The following is a 14,960-nucleotide window of genomic DNA, read 5'->3' on the forward strand; positions in this document are numbered from 1 at the left end:
CGCCCGCACAGGCGGTTCCAAATTAGTCTGTCTGCAGTTTTCCGGAGCTTTTTATGGCCCAGATCCTTTCGCCTCTTCCTGGCACTTTCTACCGGAGCGCTTCGCCTGACCAGCCGCCATACAAGGCGGATGGCGACGCGGTCTCCGCCGGAGACGTAATCGGCCTCATCGAAGTGATGAAGTCGTTCCACGAGGTGAGGGCCGAGACGGCCGGTACGAACATCCGCTTCCTTGCCGACAATGAGGACCCCATCATGGCCGGCGCACCTATCGCGGATCTCGACTGATGCTGAAAAAGCTTCTGGTTGCCAACCGGGGCGAGATAGCGGTCAGGATCATCCGGGCCGCACAAGATCTGGGCATCGCCACCGTGGCGGTGTACTCGGCCGCCGACGCCGGGTCGCTCCACGTCCAGCTTGCGGACGAAGCGGTCAACATCGGCCCACCGGCAGCAAAGAAGTCCTATCTCAACATAGAAGCAATTCTGAAGGCTGCCCGCGACACCGGCTGCGACAGTGTTCATCCTGGCTATGGTTTCCTTGCCGAGAATGCCGCTTTCTCCGACGCGGTCACAGGCGCTGGATTGGTCTTCGTCGGCCCGTCGGGGGATGCGATCCGGATGATGGGAGACAAGGTCTCGGCGCGATCGGCCGCTGCCGCTGCAGGTGTCCCTGTGGTGCCAGGCTCGGCTGGCCGGGTCGAGAGCCTCGGGGCTGGCCGCAAGGTGCTGACCGAAACCGGCTTTCCGGTGATGATCAAGGCTGCGGCGGGCGGCGGCGGGCGGGGCATCCGCATTGCCAACTCGCTCGCCGAGTTCGAACAAGCCTTTCCTCAGGCCGAAGCGGAAGCCCTCGCCGCCTTCGGCGACGGTGGTCTCTACATGGAAAAGGTGATCGGCAAGGCCCGCCATATCGAGGTGCAGGTCCTGGCGGACGGAAGCGACGCCATCCACTGCTATGAGCGGGAGTGCTCGCTGCAGCGGCGACGCCAGAAGGTTTGGGAGGAGGCGCCGTCGCGCGCACTTTCCGACGAGCTGCGCGAGGCGCTCTGCGCTTCCGCGGTCGCTTTGGCCAAGGCGGTCAAATACTCTGGTGCCGGCACGGTGGAGTATCTCTATGACGATGAAGCCGACCGCTTTTACTTCATCGAGATGAACACCCGTATTCAGGTTGAGCACCCGGTCACCGAGGCGATCACCGGCATCGACCTCGTTGCAGAGATGCTTCGCGTCGCCGGCGGCGAGAGGCTGCGGATTCGGCAGGGCGATGTCTCCGTCAAGGGGCATGCGATCGAAGTACGGCTCAATGCCGAAGACCCGGCGAAGGAGTTCGCTCCATTCCCCGGGCAGGTGGCCGAGCTTCGCATTCCCGGCGGTCCGGGCGTGCGCTTCGATTCGATGCTCTATCAAGGCTATCAGGTGCCGCCCTTCTATGACTCGCTGCTTGCAAAGCTGATCGTGCATGCAGAGACGCGCGAGGCGGCGATCATGCGCCTGATCCGCGCGCTCAACGAGTTGAAGATCGGCGGGCTCAAGACCACCAAGCCGCTGTTTCTTGCGCTGGCCGCCGATCCGGCGGTGCGGACAGGAGACGTGCATACACGCTGGCTGGAAGGCTGGCTCATCGAAAACGCCGCAGCATTGGCGGGCTAAGGAGGACCGATGTCGATACGATTCAACTTCGGCGGTGACGAACATATCTTCGGCGAGGTGTCCGAGGACATGTCGCTCACCTCCTTCTTCACCGGCCTTTCGATGACCAATGCGGTGCGTACGGCAGGCATCCAAGGCATCACCGAGATCTGCCCGGCCAATGCCAGCTTCCAGATCCGCTTCAACCCCGACATCGTCAAGCCGCAGGATTTGCTCAGCGAACTGAAGTCGATGGAAGAAGCGGCCTCAAAGGCAGACCCGGTGCTGAAGACCCGGATCATCGAGCTGCCGGTTTTTTTCCAGGATCCATGGACGCGTGAAACCTGCTTGCGCTTCCGCGAACGCCATCAGGACCCGTCCTCCACCGATCTTGAATATTCGGCACGCATCAACGGCTACGCCACGGTGGAAGAGTTTATCGCGGCCTATTCCGGCCAGCCCTGGTTCGTATCCATGGTCGGCTTCGTCGCCGGACTGCCCTTCCTGTACCAGATGGTTGAGCGCAAGAAACAGATTCAGGCGCCGAAATATTTGCGCCCGCGCACCGACACCCCCAAGCTCACCATTGGCCATGGCGGCTGCTTTGCAGCGATCTATTCGGTGCGCGGCGCTGGCGGCTACCAGATGTATGGCATAACCCCGGCCCCGATCTATGACCCTACCAGGAAGGTGCGCTACCTTTCCGATGACATGTGCCTGTTCAAGCCAGGCGACATCGTCAAGTTCAAGGCCATCGGCCGCGATGATTACGACGCCACGCTGGAGGAAATCGAAGCCAATCGGTGGCAGCCGACGGTTCGCGAGTGCACCTTCAGCCTGACGGACTTCAACAGCGATATTTACGGCACCAATGCAAAGCTGATGGAGCTTATCAATGGCCGTTAAGGTAATCTCTCCCGGCCTCTCCACTTCCGTGCAGGACCTTGGCCGGCCGGGCCACTATCATGTCGGCATTCCCGAAGGCGGCGGCATGGACCGCTTCGCCACACGCATCGCGAACCTGCTTGTCGGCAACGATCCGGGTGCCGCGGTGCTCGAAGCCACCTTCATGGGCCCCGAACTCGAATTCACCCAATCCGCGGTCGTCGCCGTCACGGGTGGAGAGCTCCCACCCAAACTCAATGGCGAGGAACGGCCGACCTGGGAAAGCTTTCCGGTGAAGGCGGGGGACCGGCTTTCCTTCGGCTTCCTCAAGGGCGGCGCGCGCGCCTATCTAGCCATCTCCGGCGGCATCGACGTCCCCGTGGTTCTCGGCTCGCGCTCGACTTACATTCTGGGCGCACTCGGCGGCCATCAGGGTCGCACGCTGAAGGCGGGCGATGAGCTTCCCATCGGTGAAGGCTCCGGCAAAGCCGGTCTTTCGCTGCCTGCCAATCTGCGCCGCGCGTGGAACAGTCCGGCGGAACTCAGAATGCTTCCCGGCATGTACTGGCATCGGATTACCGAAGCCGCCGGCAATCGGTTCTTCGAGGAAACCTGGAAAGTCGCGCCCGAAGCCGACCGCATCGGCTATCGCTTCCGTGGCGGAACGCCGCTGGAGTTCGTTGAGCGTGAGCAGCCTTTCGGCGCAGGCTCCGACCCCTCCAACATCGTCGACGCCTGCTATCCCTACGGATCCGTCCAGGTGCCGAGTGGCACGGAGCCGATCGTTCTTCACCGAGACGCGGTTTCGGGTGGCGGCTATATGATGCTGGGTGTGGTGATCTCGGCCGACATGGACCTGATCGCCCAGCTCCAGCCGCACACCCCGGCGCGCTTCGTTGCGGTGACGCTGGAAGACGCGCTGGCCGCGCGAGCCGAACAGCGCGCCGCGCTGGCGCGTGCCGAAGAATACCTGGCCGGCTGACGTCGGCCGGGAAAATGCCGGCGGAGGAGCCGGAGGTGAGGAGATCGGTCGGCCAAAACCGACCGCGCGTGGCGGAACACAAAATCCGGTGCGCGAAACGACAAGACGACGCCGGGCAACGGCGTGAATTTGGCCATCCGAGCGATCCGCTAGAGACCGCCGGAACCGACAGGGGAAGACATTAGCAACGTGACTGGCCGCAAGGCCGGATGCTTCGCGCCTTTCCGTCGGTAAAAAGAAGGAAAGGGACATGAGTCATCTGAGCGCGGAGAACGTCTCGGTGTCGTTTGCGGGGCTAAAGGCCCTGTCATCGGTAGACCTCCAAATTACGCCTGGCCGCATCGTTGGCCTCATCGGCCCCAATGGCGCTGGCAAGACCACGCTCGTCAACGTGCTGACGGGCTTCCAGGCTCCGACGGAAGGCACCGTCAAGCTCGACGGGGCGGCACTCACGGGCCTCAAGCCGCATCAGGTCCGTCGGCGCGGCATCGCCCGCACCTTCCAGGGTGGGCGGCTCTTCCGCGACCTGCCTGTGCTGGACAATCTGGAGGTAACCGGCGTTGGTCTGGGAATGAGCCGGCGCGCAGCCATCGCCGAAGCCGAAGCGATGCTCGACTGGATAGGAATCGGTGCGCTGGGCTCCCGCATCGCCGGAACCTTGCCCTATACGGACGAGCGCCGTGTCGCCATTGGCCGTGCCCTGATGGGACGGCCCGCATACATCCTGCTCGACGAGCCCGCGGCCGGCATGAGCACGCCGGAGGCGCGGGAGCTTTCGACCCTGATAAGACATATCGCCGGCGATCTCGGCTGCGGTGTCCTGCTCATCGAGCACAATGTCGGGCTGGTGCTCGGCCTTTGCGAGCATATCGTCGTGCTCGATTCCGGAGCGATCATCGAGGAAGGCCCGCCGTCCGCGATCCGTGACAGCGAGAAGGTGCGCCACGCCTATATGGGCACGGCCGCGAACACCGACCTGCCGGTGCTGGAGGCGATGGAATGAGCCTGCTCGCCCTTTCGGATATCACCATCCGCTATGGCCGCCTCACGGCGGTCCGCGACGTCTCCTTCGCCATGAACGAAGGAGAAATCCTGTTCATCACCGGTCCGAATGGAGCCGGGAAGTCTTCGCTGCTGCGCGCGATCGCCGGTGTGACGCCGGTGGCGGGTGGCCGGATCGACCTCGCAGGTCATGAGATCACCGGACAGGCGCCGGAGAACATCGCCCGGCTCGGATTCTCCATGGTGCCGGAGGGGCGCGACGTCTTCGGCTCGCTGACGACCGAAGAGAACCTTCTGGTCGGCGCCGGCATGCATGCCCGCGACCGCGGCTGGCGCAGCCGAGCGGCCGACGAACTCGAAGCCGTCTACGCAACCTTCCCGATGCTGAAAGAGAGGCGTCACGGACAGGCGGGATTGCTGTCCGGCGGGCAGCAGCAAATGCTGGTCATCGGACGCGCTCTGATGACCAATCCGCGGCTTATAGCCATCGACGAGCCTTCGCTGGGCCTCGCCCCCAACATCAACGACCAGGTCTACGAGCGGCTGATCGCGTTGCGTGCACAGCGCCAACTCACGCTCCTGATCGTCGAGCAGAGTTCTGCCCGGGCGATGATGGTGGGCGGGCGCATGATCCTGATGCGTGGCGGGCAGATCGTGCTCGATGGCGACGCCCGGACACTCGGCAGCGGCGAGGCGATCCAGGCTGCCTATTTCGGTTACGAGGACCATTGAGATGCTGCAGATCCTGTTCGACGCACTCTCGCTTGGTTCGCTCTACGCGCTCGGGGCCCTTGGCATTGCCCTCATCTTCGGCGTTATGCGGCTCGTGAACTTCGCGCATGGCGACGTCATCGCCTTCTGCGTCTTCGCACTGCTGTGGCCGTCGACAGATGCAATGGCCATCGTCTTTGCCGGCCAATTGCCGTGGTACCTGCTGGTGCCCTTCGTGCTCTTCTGCGGAGCCGGGCTGTCGGTGCTGTGCGAAATCGTCGTCTTCAGGCGGTTCCGCAACGCCAACCCGGCAACGATGATGATCGCCTCCTTCGCGCTCGGTTTCGTCATTCGCTACTTCCTGCTGATGCTGTTCTCCAGCCGGCCGAAATCGATCAATCTCCTCCCGGAACTCTCCCAGCCCGTCGAGATTTTCGGCGCCCGGCTGCCGCTTCTCCAGCTCATCACCATCATCGCGACGATGTTGATCCTGATAGGTCTGACCGTCTTTCTGCGCCGGACCCGGTTCGGACTGGAAATGCGGGCGGCGGCGGAGAATTTCTCCATGGCGCGCATGCTCGGCGTTCGCGCCAACCGGGTCATCATGGGGGCCTTCGCGCTGTCCGGCGCGCTGGCAGGTGCCATTGCCTTGATCTTCGTGGCCCAGACCGGCACCGCCGATATCCAGATGGGGGCGGCGATCATGCTGATGGCGTTCATCGCAACAGTAATCGGCGGCCTAGGCAGTCTGGCTGGCGCCGTGCTGGCCGGCTTCCTGCTCGGTGCCGCGTCGGTGGTCATGCAGGTCATGCTGCCCATCGACGCCCGGCCCTTCCGCGATGCCTTTGTCTATGGAGCGGTCATCCTCGTTCTGCTCTTCCGCCCGCAAGGCCTGATTTCGGCTCGTGGCACGAAGGAAAGGGTCTGATCCATGTCCGCAGCGTCCCCGGCCATCGAGCCGCAACTGACCACCGGCACCATTGTCGCCAAAACCCCACGGCGCTTCGTGCTGGCGCGCCGTACCATCATCACGCCGATCCTGCTGTCGCTGTTGATGATCGCCATCGCACTGCTGACGATGATGACCGGATCGAGACCCTTCAATCAGGTGATCATCGACGTCTTCCTCCGGGTCATCCTCGTCGTCGGCCTTTATGTATTTATTGGCAATTCCGGCGTTCTGAGCTTCGGCCATATCGGCTTCACCTGCCTCGGCGCCTATGTGGCGGCGTGGCTGACGATCAATCCGATCATGAAGAAGATGGCCTTTTCCGGTCTTCCCGGCTGGCTGATAAAAGCCCAGATGCCCTATTGGGAGGCGGCCATCATTGCCGCGATCTTTGCAGGGTTGGCGGCGCTGATCTTCGGACGGATCCTGATGCGGCTGTCGGGCATCGCCGCCTCCATCGCGACCTTCGCCATGCTGGCGATGATCAACACGATCTACTCCAATTGGGAAACCGTTACCGGCGGGACATCGTCGGTCGTCGGGATCCCGATCATCCGCTCGATCTGGCCCTATCTGATCGCCGCCATCATCTCGATCTTCATTGCCTGGGCACATGCAATATCGCGTTCCGGTCTGGCACTGCGTGCCGCCCGCGACGAACCGACGGCAGCGGCAGCCTCCGGCGTCGATATTCCCAGGGAGCGGCTTGTCGCCTTCGTGATCTCCGGTGCCATAATGGGTCTCGGCGGCGCCTTGATGGCTCATTCCATCGGGGTTGTAACGCCGGACACCTTCTATCTCGGTCTCACCTTCATCACCATCGCCATGCTTGTCGTTGGCGGCATGGGCAGCCTTTCAGGCGGCGTGATCGGTGTCGTGTTCCTCTCGGCCCTCATTCAGACCCTGCGCTGGCTGGAAGCCGGGGTTTCCATTGGCGACGTCGCCTTCGCCATTCCGAAAGGCCTTCAGGAGATCGCCCTCGGCATCATCATGATCATCATTCTAGCGCTTCGTCCGGCAGGCGTTTTCGGCAATCGCGAGATCTCTTTAACCCGCAACCGCGGTGACTGACCGGCGGATTGTAAGCCGCCGCAACCTTGAAAGGAGAAGCCTATGATAAACAAACTAAAAATAGCGACAGCAACGGTGCTCTTGGGCGTAACGGCTGCGTTTCCAGCCCTGGCGGACGACAGCAAGATCGTGGTCGGTTTCGCCACGGCGGAATCGGGCTTCATGGAGGCTTACGACAAGCCTGCCACTGATGCCGCATTGATCCGCATTGACGAAATCAATGCCGCCGGCGGTCTTCTTGGCAAGAAGATCGAAGTCGTGAAAGCCGACACCAAGTCGGACCGCGCCGAAGGCGCAAAGGCCGGTCTTTCCGTTCTCGACCAGGGCGCCGACCTCGTCGTCGTCTCCTGCGACTACGACTTCGGCTCACCGGCAGCACTTGCCGCCGAGGCGGCTGGCAAGGTTTCCTTCTTCCTCTGCGCTGAATCCGTAAAGGCGGGCATCCAGGGCGTAGGCCCGCACAGCTTCTCGGCGTCGGTGCTGGCGGCCGTACAGGGCGCGACGATGGCCGAATGGGCATACAACAAGAAGCAGGCCAAGACCTTCTACCGCCTGCTCGACAGCTGGACGGAATACAACAAGGGCATCTGCGATGGCTTCGACTGGATGATGCCGAAGCTGGAGACCAAGGGCGCCAAACTCGTGGGTCAAGACACCTTCAAGAATGACGACCCTTCAATCGCTGCTCAAATCAGCCGTATCAAGGCCCTGCCAAAAGAACCGGATGCGATCATGCTTTGCACCATGATGCCGGGCGGTGTTTCGGCGATAAAACAGATCCGTGCCGCTGGCATCAATTCGATGATTCTCAACGGCTCCGGCATGGACGGCAGCTACTGGCTGTCGGCTGTCCCTGACCTTTCCAACTTCTACGTTCCGGTTCAGGGTTCCATCTATGGCGACGACCCGAACCCGGAAGTCACCAAGTTCAACGCAGCCTACAAGGCCAAGACCGGCGGCGACCCATCTTCCATGTATGTCTATCCAGGCTATGTCATGATCGACGTCTGGGCAAAGGCCGTTGAACGCGCCAAGAGCATCGATGCCGATGCCGTTGTCGCGGAACTCGAAAAAATGAAGAACGAGCCGACCCTCTTCGGTCCCCGCACCTTCACCTCCGAACTGCACCACCAGAACCAGACCAAATACCTGGTAGCCGACACCGAGAAAGGCAAGCCAGCGATCATCGACAGTTGGACGATCTCCGAACCGATCCCGCTTGACGCGCTCTTGAAGTAGTCGTGGCGGCCGACTCGGCCCCCATCATCCCGCAAAGCAAAAAACCCGGCCCGCATGATGCGGGCCGGGTTAATTTATCGGTCGATGACCTTTTACGTCCGGGCCTTGCGATAGGAATCCTTGAGCGCAATCCGCGCGCCTGAAAAAACGAAGATATCGCAGCCGTCGACCTCTATCTTGTCTCCCGCGGCCGTCGCCCCCGTGAAGCGCCAGGAAGACAGTCCGGTATCTCCGCTGACCACATGGCTGTCATTTGACCAGGCAGCGTCCGAAAAGGTCGAGAAGATAGCGGCATAGGCAGCCCGCACGGCCTCCCGCCCCGTGTGACGGCGACCGTCGGGTTCGGGTCCAGCCGAGGCATGGAAGGCGCAATCCTCCGCCATGCAGGCCATCAGGCCGTCGAGGTCATGGGCGTTCCACGCCGCCATAAACCGGGCAAGAAGTGCAGAGCGCTGTGACGGAAGATCGCCTCCGGTCATGCCGGTCTGGTCCGCATGGTCGCCGATCATTCCAGCCCCTCCTGCGCAACGGCGCCGGTTAGCCGGTCCAGCGATCTCGACATGCGGGCCATGATTTCCGCGATGTCCTCTGCCGTCACGATCATCGGCGGGCAAAGCGCAAGCTGGTCGCCGATGCTGCGGAAGATGAGACCTTCTTCGTGACCGATGGCCGACGCTATCGCGCCCGCGCGTCCTACTTTTGCAAAAGGCCGCTTGGTGGCCTTGTCAGCGACCAGCTCGACCGCCCCGATCAGGCCGGTGCCGCGGGCCTCCCCGACAAGGGGATGATCGGCAAACGAGCGAATGCCCGCCTGGAAGGCCGCTTCCATCCGGGCCGCATTGCCCATCAAATCGCGTTCCTCGATGATGGCTAGATTTTCCAGCGCAACGGCTGTCGCGACCGGATGACCCGATGCCGTGAAGCCGTGGCCGAAATTGCCGATCGTCGCGGTGTTGTCGGCGATCGCCTGATAGATCTCTTCGGAGAAAATGACAGCGGCAAGCGGCATATAAGACGACGTGATCTGCTTGGAGACCGTTATGATATCAGGTGTGAAGCCGTATTTCTGAGCGCCAAAGGGCGTGCCGAGCCGCCCGAAACCGCAGATCACCTCATCCGCTATCAGAATGATGTCATTTGCCCGGCAGATTTTCTCCACGCCTTCCCAGTATCCCACCGGCGGTGGCAGAACGCCGCCAGCGGCCATAAGCGGCTCTCCTATGAAGGCTGCGATGGTGTCAGCCCCTTCTTCCGCGATCACCGCCTCCAGTTCGGCAAGCAGGCGCGCCGTGAAGGCGGCTTCGTCTTCGCCTTCCATGCCGAAACGATAGAAGTGCGGGCAGGTCAGGTGGCGAACGGGAATCGCCGGCAGGTCGAAGTCGCGATGGTTGATCGGCAGGCCCGTCAGGCTGCCGGAGGCGACGGTGATGCCGTGATAGCCCTTGGTCCGTGCCAGGAATTTCTTCTTTTTGGGCCGGCCCAGCGCGTTGTTCATGAACCACATCATCTTGACGATGGTGTCGTTGGCTTCCGAGCCCGACGACGTGAAGAAGACACGCGTCAGGTTTTCCGGCGTCATCTCCACGAGTTTCTCCGCGAGCCGGATGGACGGCTCATGCGCCTTGGAGGAGAAGGTGTGATAGTAGGGCAGCTTCAGCATCTGCTGATAGGCAGCGTCGGCCAAGCGCTTTTCCGAAAAGCCGACGGCAACCGACCACAGCCCGGCGAGCCCTTCGATATATTCCTTGCCGCGCTCGTCATACACACGGATGCCGTCGCCGCGGCTGATGATCAGCGGCCCGGTTTTTTCGTGCTGACGCAGGTTGGTGTAGGGATGCATGGTGGTGGCGATGTCGGCGGCGGCGAGAGAGTTGGAAAGCGCGTCCATGGAAGTCCTCAGCGGCTTGTGGAAAGGGTTCAGGCTGTGAGTTCGAGATGGTCCTCGATCCCATACGCGGAGCCTTCACGATACGGAAAAATGAATCATGGGAGGCTTTTGGAATGCGTGTCGATGATCCGCCGCATCAGCGCGGCGACGTCGCGCGCATTCGGCGGATCTGAGTGGATGCAGACGGTGTCGAACTCGACCGGGCGGACCGTGCCGTCTGTCGTAACGAGTTCGCGTCGGGCAAGCGCTCCCACCATACGATGCTCGGCAAGCGTCAGGTCGATGGCCGATTGTACGCGCGGGATGATCAGGCTGCCGCCGGGAGCGTAGGTAAGATCGGGAAAGAACTCGCCCACGAAGGCAACGCCGAGTTCAGCCGCCGCCGTCTCGTGACAGGTTCCCGCCATGCCGAAGAGCGGGACGCCGAACGGCTTGACCGCCGCGGCGATGGCCCGGGCGGTGTCCATGTCGTGCGCGGCCATGCCGTAAATGATGCCGTGCGGCTTGACGTGGCTGAGCCGCCCGCCCTCGGCAGCCAGCATCCCTGTCAGAGCACCTATCTGATAGAGGAAGGCGGCTGTCAGTTCCTCCGGCTGAAGTTTCATTTCGCGCCGGCCGAACCCCTCGCGATCGGGAAGGGAAGGATGCGCGCCGACCTGCTTGCCATGCGAGAGCGCTAGCCGCACGGTCTTCAGCATCGTCCATGGATCGGAGGCGTGGAAACCGCAGGCGATGTTGGCGCAATCGATATGAGGCATGATGCCGGCATCGTCGCCGAAACGCCAGTTGCCGTAGCTTTCCCCCATGTCGCAGTTCAGGGTGACCATGGTGCGCTTGCCTCAGCCCAGGGTGTTCGACGCCCAGCCCGGGGCGATGTGCGGGAACTCCGGCGGTGGTTCGCGCTCGTGCAGCAGCCGAAGCACGCGCGGTGGCGTCAGTGGCAGCTGCCGCACCGGCTTGCCGATGGCGCGCGCCACTGCACAGCCGATCGCCGCGCCCACGGCCAGGATGGGCACCTCGCCCGCGCCCTTGGTGCCAAGCGGACCCATCGACGGTGCGCCCTCGTAGAGGTCGGCGGCGACCGGAACCACGTCCTGTGCCAGCGGCAAGCGGTAGGTCTCGAAATCGTCCTGCGCGATGCGTCCGTCAGCGGTGATCGTCACCTCCTCATGCAAGGCGTAGCCGAGACCCTGCACGACACCGCCCTGTATCTGGCCCATGACCGCGCGCGGGTTGAGCACGCGGCCGACATCCTGCACCACGCGATAGGCCAGCACCTCGACATGACCGGTGTCCGCATCAACCGCCACCTCCGCCTCGTGAACGACGAAGACGGGGATGTCGAGCGCATCGATGAAATGCCCCATGGCGCAGCCGGACATTGCCGGAGTGTTCTTAGCGGTAAAGGCTCCGCTTCCCGTGATCGGGCCGGTGGTGGCCTGCGCATGGGCGACGACAGCGGGGATCGACATGCCGGAACCGGGACGTCCCGTGATCTCGACACGACCATCCCGCAGCAGCAAGTCTTCCGGCCGGGTCTGCAGCATCTCGCCGGCGGTCCGCAGCAGCTTCTCCCGCACCTCCGCGCAGGCGGCCACACTCGCCGCGCCGATGGACACGGTGGTCCGTCCGCCGCCAACGCCGACATCGAGGCCTGCCGCATCCGTATCGGCTTCGCGCACGATCACCTGGTCGGGAGCGAGGCCGAGCTGCCCGGCCACGATCTGCGGCAGGGACTGCACCATCGTGCCCGATCCGATCTCCACACCCGACGTGACCAGTGTTGCGCTGCCGTCGGCGTTCAAATTCACCGTCGCCGCCGAGGGGCCGACGAAAACGAACCATGTGCCGACCGTGGTTGCAATGCCATAGAGCCTGCCGTCGGCCTTGGCCTCCGATGTGCCGGTACTGGCGCGCAGTGTCTCCATGCGGTCGAGCATCGGACCGAGCACGTCGGCCTCGAAAACCTGGCCAGTGGCACCGAGATCGCCATCTCCCAGGACATTCTTCTTCCGAAACTCCATCGGGTCGAAGCCCAGCGCTTCGCAGATCTCGTCGGTATGCCGCTCCAACGCGAATGTGTTGTAGACGCCGTTGCAAGCCCGGAAAGCGCCGTTGGGTGGTGTGTTGGTGTATACGGCGCGGCTGACGAGCCGCGTTGCGCCAACCTTGTAATTGCCGCCCAGCGTATGCGCCGTCATCGTCGTCAGGAAGACCTGTTCGCCGCCATACGCACCGCAGTCCATCAGCACGACCGCCTCGCGCCCGGCGATGTATCCTTCGGCGGTGACGGCGGAGCGAATGCGGATTTCCGCATTCTCCCGGCAGAGGCAGGTTGCCATCTCTTCCTGCCGGGTATTTTCCAGCACCACCGTGCGCCCGGTCATCCGCGCCAGAAGTGCCGTGATCGGCTCGATGGACGCATCGAATTTCAGGCCGAATCCGCCACCGACAGGGGGTACAGTGACCCGCACACGCCCAGGCGGAAGCTGCATGACCTTTCCGGTGACGTTGCGCACTGTCCAAGGCACCTGTGTCGAGGTCTGGATGTGAGCACGACCGTCCTCCCAGGAGCCGATGGCAACGCGCGGTTCGAAGGGCACATGGCTCTGCCGGCCGACGGTGAAGCTGCTCTCGACAATGCGTATATCGGGACGGGCGAAGGCAGCGTCGACGTCGCCACGACTGGATTTTGCCTCCCATGCGATGTTGCCGGCACGTGCACCACCTTCCGTGATCACCTCATAGCCGCGCCAGCCCTCGTGGACGAGACGGGCGGCGGGCTGGAGCGCATCGGCCATGGTAAACACCGGTGCCAGCGGCTCGATCTCCAGCACGATGGCGGCAAGTGCCGCCCGCGCCTGCTTCTCCGTCTCGGCAGCAATGACGGCGATTGGCTCGCCGTGATAGCGGATCGTGTCGATGGCCAGGAGCGGATGGTCGGCGATGCCGATGCCGTAGAGCCCTGGCGCATCGGCGCCGGTCGCCACCGCGCGCACGCCAGGACAGCGAAGTGCCGCCGAAACGTCGAGCTTGCGGATACGCCCCGCGGGAACGGTCGACCGCAGCAGCACGGCATGCAACATGTCGGGGCGAGCCCGGTCGTTGGTGTATTTCGTGCGCCCGCGCAGCTTGTCCCGCGCGTCGCGGCGCGGCAGATTCATCACCGTGGCGGACAGCTCAGACATGGATGCCTCCCGCCAACTGGCCGGCCTTGCGCGCCTGATCGAGGCAGTCGGCCACGGCGTCGACGATCCGCTCATATCCCGTGCAGCGGCATATGTTGCCGACCATCGCGGCCTTGATTTCGGGACGGCTCGCGTGCGGATTGTCACGCACGAACGCCGAAAGGCTCATGACCATTCCCGGGAAACACATGCCGCATTGCACGGCATCGGCCGCCTCGAAATTGGCCTGGAGCGGGTGCAGCGCCTGGTTTCCGGAACTCAATCCCTCGATGGTCGTCACCGCGCATCCCTGGACGAGTCCAATGGGCTTCAAGCAGGACGGTACCGCTTCGTCGTCGACATGCACCATGCACGCGCCGCAAAAGCCTTCGCGGCATACGGCTTTGGTCCCTGTCAGGAACCGTTCCTGCCGCAAGATGTCGACAAGCGGCGTCATTGGATCGCCATCAAGGCGGCAGTCCTCGCCATTCAGCTGGAAGGTCACAACCATGCTACGCCCTCGGTGCTGAGAAGTGCGGCAACACCGCGCTTGACCAGCGGCGGAAGAACCTGGCGCCGGTACCAACCGTCGGCTTCCTTGCCGTCGCGGCCCTGGAAATCATTGTGCTCCAGTGCAAGCTCGGCGACGCGTTGCGGATCGAGCGCGGATGCCGGGCCTGCCGCCATCGCCTGTTCGAGCGCCGTCCAGCGCCGCGCTACCGGCTCCACCGAACCGACGGCGATGCGACATCGTTTGTTTCTGTCCACCGCAAGCGAGACGATGGCGACCGGGTAGTCGCCGGCTTGCCGAAGCGGCAGCCGGATATGTGCACTTGCGATCAGGTCGCGGCGCAGATGAATTCTCGTCACGATCGCTTCGGTCAGCAGCGCGTGCCTGTCTTTGAGGAAATCCGAAATACCGAGGAGTCTTGGGCCTTCGAACGTCTGCAACTCCACCGTTGCCTCACAGACGAGGAGCGCAGGGGCGAGATCGGCGGCGGCAAAGTCGAGGGCACAAAGGTTGCCGCCTACGGTGGCGACCCTCCGGATGCCGGGATTGGCCGCACCCTCCGCCGCGGCAACCAGACCTTCGAAGCCCGCTGACCCGCGCAACGCGCGGCCAAGTGCTGCGTGGGTAACAGCGGCGCCGATCACGACATGGTCCGGTTCGACTTCGACCTTGGATAGGGCCGGTATTCGGTGGAGTGCGACCACCGCCTCGGGAAGGTCGACCCCGCGCCGCGGATCACGCATCATCCAGGTGCCGCCGGCAAGCACCGAAGCACCTTGCCGGCGCGCGGCCAATGCCTCTTCAATCGTGCTGGCTGCGGTGAACGATCGTTCCACGCCTGGTGCCATCTGTCATACCCCTCGGAAGCAGCTGACTTTCGCAGCGTTGCAGCATTGTTGCTCCAGCTTCAGGTTGCTGTGAAATA

15 protein-coding genes are annotated in these 14,960 nt (G+C 63.2%); 9 read left to right on the forward strand and 6 right to left on the reverse strand.

Annotated elements, in window-relative coordinates:
* The first annotated feature begins 53 nt into the window (after positions 1–53).
* The 9 genes from CKW40_RS01350 to CKW40_RS01390 all read left to right on the forward strand — a co-directional run bounded on the left by CKW40_RS01350 (position 54) and on the right by CKW40_RS01390 (position 8,469).
* The gene (locus CKW40_RS01350; protein ID WP_027036285.1) at positions 54–287 is read left to right on the forward strand and encodes an acetyl-CoA carboxylase; all 234 of its coding nucleotides are present in this window, start codon (positions 54–56) and stop codon (positions 285–287) included.
* Positions 287–1,651, forward strand: a complete 1,365-nt coding sequence (locus CKW40_RS01355; RefSeq protein WP_095198147.1) for an acetyl-CoA carboxylase biotin carboxylase subunit — start codon at positions 287–289, stop codon at positions 1,649–1,651. Before CKW40_RS01350 ends, CKW40_RS01355 begins: the two co-directional genes overlap by 1 nt.
* Before the next feature lie 9 nt (positions 1,652–1,660).
* Positions 1,661–2,536: a 5-oxoprolinase subunit B family protein gene (locus CKW40_RS01360; RefSeq protein WP_095198148.1), complete on the forward strand. Its 876-nt coding sequence runs from the start codon at positions 1,661–1,663 to the stop codon at positions 2,534–2,536.
* Positions 2,526–3,497 carry a 5-oxoprolinase subunit C family protein gene (locus CKW40_RS01365; RefSeq protein WP_095198149.1) on the forward strand — a complete coding sequence of 324 codons (972 nt, stop codon included), beginning with the start codon at positions 2,526–2,528 and terminating at the stop codon, positions 3,495–3,497. Before CKW40_RS01360 ends, CKW40_RS01365 begins: the two co-directional genes overlap by 11 nt.
* A gap of 250 nt (positions 3,498–3,747) precedes the next feature.
* Positions 3,748–4,500, forward strand: coding sequence for an ABC transporter ATP-binding protein (locus CKW40_RS01370; protein ID WP_095198150.1), 753 nt, complete (start codon positions 3,748–3,750; stop codon positions 4,498–4,500).
* The gene (locus CKW40_RS01375) at positions 4,497–5,231 is read left to right on the forward strand and encodes an ABC transporter ATP-binding protein (protein ID WP_095198151.1); all 735 of its coding nucleotides are present in this window, start codon (positions 4,497–4,499) and stop codon (positions 5,229–5,231) included. Before CKW40_RS01370 ends, CKW40_RS01375 begins: the two co-directional genes overlap by 4 nt.
* Position 5,232: 1 nt before the next feature.
* The gene (locus CKW40_RS01380; protein WP_095198152.1) at positions 5,233–6,138 is read left to right on the forward strand and encodes a branched-chain amino acid ABC transporter permease; all 906 of its coding nucleotides are present in this window, start codon (positions 5,233–5,235) and stop codon (positions 6,136–6,138) included.
* Positions 6,139–6,141: 3 nt separating this feature from the next.
* The gene (locus CKW40_RS01385) at positions 6,142–7,230 is read left to right on the forward strand and encodes a branched-chain amino acid ABC transporter permease (protein ID WP_095198153.1); all 1,089 of its coding nucleotides are present in this window, start codon (positions 6,142–6,144) and stop codon (positions 7,228–7,230) included.
* A 42-nt stretch (positions 7,231–7,272) separates the two neighbouring features.
* Positions 7,273–8,469 carry an ABC transporter substrate-binding protein gene (locus CKW40_RS01390; protein WP_095198154.1) on the forward strand — a complete coding sequence of 399 codons (1,197 nt, stop codon included), beginning with the start codon at positions 7,273–7,275 and terminating at the stop codon, positions 8,467–8,469.
* 92 nt (positions 8,470–8,561) lie between these two features.
* Here the strand turns inward: CKW40_RS01390 and CKW40_RS01395 are convergent, their stop codons facing one another.
* The 6 genes from CKW40_RS01395 to CKW40_RS01420 form a co-directional block, all read right to left on the reverse strand.
* Entirely contained in the window at positions 8,562–8,978 is a 417-nt protein-coding gene (locus CKW40_RS01395) for a nuclear transport factor 2 family protein (RefSeq protein WP_095198155.1), read from the reverse strand.
* Positions 8,975–10,357 (reverse strand): aspartate aminotransferase family protein, encoded by a 1,383-nt coding sequence (locus tag CKW40_RS01400; protein ID WP_095198156.1) that lies wholly within the window; start codon positions 10,355–10,357, stop codon positions 8,975–8,977. Before CKW40_RS01400 ends, CKW40_RS01395 begins: the two co-directional genes overlap by 4 nt.
* 95 nt (positions 10,358–10,452) lie before the next feature.
* Complete coding sequence (locus CKW40_RS01405; RefSeq protein WP_095198157.1) at positions 10,453–11,184, reverse strand: LamB/YcsF family protein; 732 nt, start codon at positions 11,182–11,184, stop codon at positions 10,453–10,455.
* 12 nt (positions 11,185–11,196) lie between these two features.
* Positions 11,197–13,545, reverse strand: coding sequence for a xanthine dehydrogenase family protein molybdopterin-binding subunit (locus CKW40_RS01410; RefSeq protein WP_095198158.1), 2,349 nt, complete (start codon positions 13,543–13,545; stop codon positions 11,197–11,199).
* Complete coding sequence (locus CKW40_RS01415) at positions 13,538–14,035, reverse strand: (2Fe-2S)-binding protein (RefSeq protein WP_095198159.1); 498 nt, start codon at positions 14,033–14,035, stop codon at positions 13,538–13,540. Before CKW40_RS01415 ends, CKW40_RS01410 begins: the two co-directional genes overlap by 8 nt.
* Positions 14,026–14,883 (reverse strand): FAD binding domain-containing protein, encoded by an 858-nt coding sequence (locus CKW40_RS01420; protein ID WP_095198160.1) that lies wholly within the window; start codon positions 14,881–14,883, stop codon positions 14,026–14,028. The genes CKW40_RS01415 and CKW40_RS01420 overlap by 10 nt, the downstream gene beginning before the upstream one ends.
* Between the last annotated feature and the right edge of the window lie 77 nt (positions 14,884–14,960).

It is taken from the genome of Mesorhizobium carmichaelinearum (genome assembly GCF_900199455.1).
Taxonomy (GTDB): domain Bacteria; phylum Pseudomonadota; class Alphaproteobacteria; order Rhizobiales; family Rhizobiaceae; genus Mesorhizobium; species Mesorhizobium carmichaelinearum.

What these genes read in the sequence shown, in the direction of transcription:
- CKW40_RS01360 (WP_095198148.1), top strand. Translation starts at nt 1,661, where the DNA reads ATGTCGATACGATTCAACTTCGGCGGTGACGAACATATCTTCGGCGAG.
- CKW40_RS01410 (WP_095198158.1), bottom strand. Translation starts at nt 13,545, where the DNA reads ATGTCTGAGCTGTCCGCCACGGTGATGAATCTGCCGCGCCGCGACGCG.
- CKW40_RS01405 (WP_095198157.1), bottom strand. Translation starts at nt 11,184, where the DNA reads ATGGTCACCCTGAACTGCGACATGGGGGAAAGCTACGGCAACTGGCGT.
- CKW40_RS01420 (WP_095198160.1), bottom strand. Translation starts at nt 14,883, where the DNA reads ATGGCACCAGGCGTGGAACGATCGTTCACCGCAGCCAGCACGATTGAA.
- CKW40_RS01390 (WP_095198154.1), top strand. Translation starts at nt 7,273, where the DNA reads ATGATAAACAAACTAAAAATAGCGACAGCAACGGTGCTCTTGGGCGTA.
- CKW40_RS01385 (WP_095198153.1), top strand. Translation starts at nt 6,142, where the DNA reads ATGTCCGCAGCGTCCCCGGCCATCGAGCCGCAACTGACCACCGGCACC.
- CKW40_RS01355 (WP_095198147.1), top strand. Translation starts at nt 287, where the DNA reads ATGCTGAAAAAGCTTCTGGTTGCCAACCGGGGCGAGATAGCGGTCAGG.
- CKW40_RS01375 (WP_095198151.1), top strand. Translation starts at nt 4,497, where the DNA reads ATGAGCCTGCTCGCCCTTTCGGATATCACCATCCGCTATGGCCGCCTC.
- CKW40_RS01415 (WP_095198159.1), bottom strand. Translation starts at nt 14,035, where the DNA reads ATGGTTGTGACCTTCCAGCTGAATGGCGAGGACTGCCGCCTTGATGGC.
- CKW40_RS01400 (WP_095198156.1), bottom strand. Translation starts at nt 10,357, where the DNA reads ATGGACGCGCTTTCCAACTCTCTCGCCGCCGCCGACATCGCCACCACC.
- CKW40_RS01350 (WP_027036285.1), top strand. Translation starts at nt 54, where the DNA reads ATGGCCCAGATCCTTTCGCCTCTTCCTGGCACTTTCTACCGGAGCGCT.
- CKW40_RS01395 (WP_095198155.1), bottom strand. Translation starts at nt 8,978, where the DNA reads ATGATCGGCGACCATGCGGACCAGACCGGCATGACCGGAGGCGATCTT.
- CKW40_RS01365 (WP_095198149.1), top strand. Translation starts at nt 2,526, where the DNA reads ATGGCCGTTAAGGTAATCTCTCCCGGCCTCTCCACTTCCGTGCAGGAC.
- CKW40_RS01380 (WP_095198152.1), top strand. Translation starts at nt 5,233, where the DNA reads ATGCTGCAGATCCTGTTCGACGCACTCTCGCTTGGTTCGCTCTACGCG.
- CKW40_RS01370 (WP_095198150.1), top strand. Translation starts at nt 3,748, where the DNA reads ATGAGTCATCTGAGCGCGGAGAACGTCTCGGTGTCGTTTGCGGGGCTA.